The following is a 4,196-nucleotide window of genomic DNA, read 5'->3' as shown; positions in this document are numbered from 1 at the left end:
CCAAGATCTGTTGTGTCATCTGCTCCCAGCTGAATAACGGTTACTTCAAAGTTATCATCTGCATTCAGCATTTCCACGATCGGATCATTGTACGGATCGGCTGCTGTGGCTACTACTGTTTTACCAGATTTCTGTACATAAGCTACTTTCTTCTTACTCAAAGCATTCAGAGCAGCGGCAGCTTTAGCCGCAACTGTTTCAGCATCAAGTTCACCTTCATAAATATTGAATTCATGAACTGAACCAATCCACTGAGGATCAGGATAACCACCAGCGCATAACAAGGCAGTATCCAGAGAAATACCAGAAACCAGAAAATCAGCAGGTGTTGCAACCGAACCTATCTTAACACCGTCAATGTACCACTTAATTGAATCATCAGTCAGCACACTTACATAATGGTGTAGTTCGTCGGCTCCAGGTTCTACACCTGTAACTCCAACTTCTGAACTTGAAGGCAACATATCAACAGATGTTTTACTTACATTATCATTACGTGCAATTGACATCCAGTAGCTGTTATCGCCGTTTGCGGATCCAAAGTAAGCCAACATTGTCCAACCTGGATTTACACCAGTTGTAACTGTTGCTTCCAAAGAAATCTCACTGTAACTGTTCAATGCAATATCTTTTGCAGGAAGTTTAATATAACTTCCACCCATTGCATTGAATGCACCGTTTTCAATGTTTCCAGATCCACCATCATTAATCACAACTTCGCCATCTGCTCCGCCAATAACGTCTGCGGCTGTTCCATCTTCAAATGTATAAGAGTGCATCAATCCCTGAATTGTTCCAAACATTTCAAGTTCTGAAATATTACAGTAACCATCTGCAGAATAATAATAGATGTACCTGTAACTTCCAGTCATTTCCAGACCAACCAAAGTAGTTTCGAAACCAGGTGCTTCAGTTATAGTGTATAGCGTCACTGCATCAGATAAATCAGGGCTGTTGGCTCCACGCAATTCACCACCTACCATACGTCCTTCATGACCTGAACGTGGTGCATATTTAAATGCCGTTAATGTAGCAGCTCTTCCTTCACCAAAATCATATCCAACATAACCTGTTGCCGTTGGTGCATCCACATAAGTATTGATATCACCATCGAAGGCTGCTTTAATATATGTTGCAGGATCATCACCCCATGAACTTGCATGGCCGATAATTGTACCTGCAATCGGACTTAAAGAAGAGAAAATAACCATATATGTGGTTGAATCATTACCATCTTCGGCAACAACAACTATCTCAGCTGTATCAATAACCTGAGTAATACTGAAATCACCAGTACCTTTAACAACCGCTCCTGAATACTTAGGAATTGCATCAATTGCCACGGTTTCAGTTCCAGCCGGAATATTTACATTATAGGTTCTTGTAAAACTTCCAAATGCAGGTTTAAGTTCCCCCATACTTACACTCAGACTACCAAGATCAGAATTACTTGAACCGATATACGCTTCTGCACGATCCATAATAGCCTGCTTACCCATTGCTCCGTTATAAATATTGAATTCATCAATGGTACCATTATAATCCACATCTGCCCATCCATTAGGACCTTTAAATAACTGTGCAATAACGGTATCAATGGTTGAAATATAGTTACCTCCTGTAGCAACAGAAGCAGCAAGCGTTCCATCTAAATAATATTCCAGTACATCAGGTGTTAATATAGCTACTACATGATGAAGCTTCCCATCGTCCATTTCAATGCCGTTCAGCTGTGCCACAGGATTTGTATTGTCGACAGCAGCCCTTGAGGCATTACCATCAATAGTCGGCTGGAACCAGAAACTTTTCTGACCACCATTGTTATTTCCGAAATAGCATAACATGGTATAGCCACCATTGGCACCATCGGCTGTTTCAAGATAAGCTTCGAGTGTAATTGCATCATAGTCTTTCAGAGCCAGAGCAGCAGCATCAAAAGCAATGTAGCCGTCTGTTGAAGAAGCTGCACCGGAAACGGTAGCTTTGCCATCAGCAACAGTAATCTTATCTCCAAATAATTCACCATCCACATCACCAACAACATCAATAGCTGTATCAGCTACTTCGAATGTATAGGAATGCCTTAATTCTGCTTCAGGAAGTGCCATAAAATTAAGCTGCAGATCATCGAAGAAGAAACGGCCGTTAGAGGCTGAACCGCTACCCGGTGATTGAATACCTACCTGAATCATGCCTGCAGTATTATACTCGAGCGTAAAAGTTATTTCATCCGGTGTCCATACATTCTGAGCCATGTTTGCAAGAGAAGAAAGTACGGCATCACCACCATCGGGAATCCATCCTACAAGACTTGATCCGGCAGCAGCAGGACCTGAATTGTAAACATTGTATTTCAATACATAGGTACCTGCCGGCAAAGTAACCTCCTGAGTATAATAAGAATTTCCTCCCCATGCAGCACATACCCCAAGTGCTCCATGACCGGCACCTGTTGTAGAACCGTCTGAAGCAGTTGCAGGAACTGGTCCGGGACTGTTAAGTGTTCCCACATAACCATACTCAAAAGCAGCACCTGCCGCCCAACTGGTTGAATTTGGAGTCCATCCTGTCACCGCCAGATTAGCTGATCCGTTATCAGCAGTACCAAGATTAGCAGCAGCATCGGCAGCAAGATAATTACAGTCAATATCAAATCCCGGATTGGTCAGGAATTCACCGGTTCTATCTTCATGTGCCATATACCATCTTGGATCACCCGATGAAAATTTACCCATAAAGGATATATCTGTAATGCTAAAGTCTTTATTGGCAACATCTGCAAATAAATCCGCATCACTTCCGGCATATGTCATAGGTGCAACGGTAAAATCTTCCGGTTTTAGTGTACAGTCTGTTGTCATGTAACAGTTTATAGCAGTCACAGACACTCTTGAACCGGAATTAGCAGTACTTTTCAGTTTATTATTTGATTTTCCAAAGACAGAATTAGAAATAACAACACCATTCAGTACTGAATCTGTATCCAGTCTTATGATATACCCATCATTTGGGGTATCCTGAAAGGTACAGTTGGTTATAAGCACTGAATTAACATCATCAGTACTTCTCCAGCGCAACAGCTGACCGACGCTCGAAAAAGTGCTGTTAATGATCTGAACATCGGAACAATATGCTTCTGCATTATCCATAATCATCACACCATAACCACCAATGCTATCTACGACAGCATTATTAATCTTAAACATACTAATGGTTTTAATGCCTCCGTTTTTGCAACGGAATACACCGCGTAAATTATGAAGGTAGACATTGTCAAGAATAAATTCATTAATGCTACCATCTGTAGAGAAGTTCATAAGATAAGCAGCAGTAATATCCCCTTTTACCTCTACATCCATAAAAACAAGCGATTCCAGCGCACTCCCTGATGCAATATCAAGAGATGATGCTGCCATATCGAGAACTGCCGGACTTCCTGCTCCCTCAACACTCATAATCATAACAGACTTACTGATTGATGTAGCAGACAGGTCATAAGTCATACCTCTTTTCAGAACAATGGTATCACCTTCGCCAATACCACTCAATGTGTTTTTTAATATAGCAGGATCATCGCTTCCTGTTAAATCCACAATGGCAGCTTTAACACCAAAGGAACTAAACAGAAATACAATTAAAACTACTACATAACTTAAGAATAGATTTTTTTTCATACCATCAAATTTTAGTTAGAAAATTGGTTTAATCAATATATTTCATACACAAATTAAAACTCAACGTTTCCTGCGAAATGCTGAAATAGTAACTAAACTGCACCGGTAATTTATGCCGGTTCAGATCAAAACAGAATAAACAACTGAAGAGATACCGAAAATAACTATCAAAGAGAACAGAGGTTCCTTCACAACAAATGTTTTAGTTATTTCAAGTATAGTATTCTTCAATACGTTAAATAATAATAAAAATAAAGAAAGCATTTTAAAATTACAATAGATGACACGGAATAAAAGCTTTGTATGAGCAATTTTAAGAAAAGGTTTAGGTTGTTTGCAAAAAAAAGGCTGTCCGGTTTCCGGACAGCCTCATTAAATATTACTTACTATTTTCTAGTTAGTTTTTACAACTTTAAACAATTTACTTGCACCAGCACTTTCAGCCTTAATGATATATAATCCTGAGCCGTCAATACTAATGTTTTCTTTGCCTGAAGATGGTACAACCTGCTTAACAACTTT

General features: G+C 39.8%; 1 protein-coding gene. It reads right to left on the bottom strand.

Annotation, left to right across the window (positions count from 1 at the left end; genetic code table 11):
* A partial coding sequence (locus ACE1ET_RS20200; protein ID WP_375730238.1) for a LamG-like jellyroll fold domain-containing protein occupies window positions 1-3,674 on the bottom strand: 3,674 nt, incomplete at its 3' end.
* Window positions 3,675-4,196 lie beyond the last annotated feature (522 nt).

Origin of the sequence: Quyinboa mangrovi, assembly GCF_042219825.1 — a bacterium.
Classification (GTDB): domain Bacteria; phylum Bacteroidota; class Bacteroidia; order Bacteroidales; family UBA5342; genus JBHJHP01.
The sequence above is the reverse complement of the archived record's forward strand: the minus strand, read 5'-3'. Positions and strand labels throughout refer to the sequence as shown.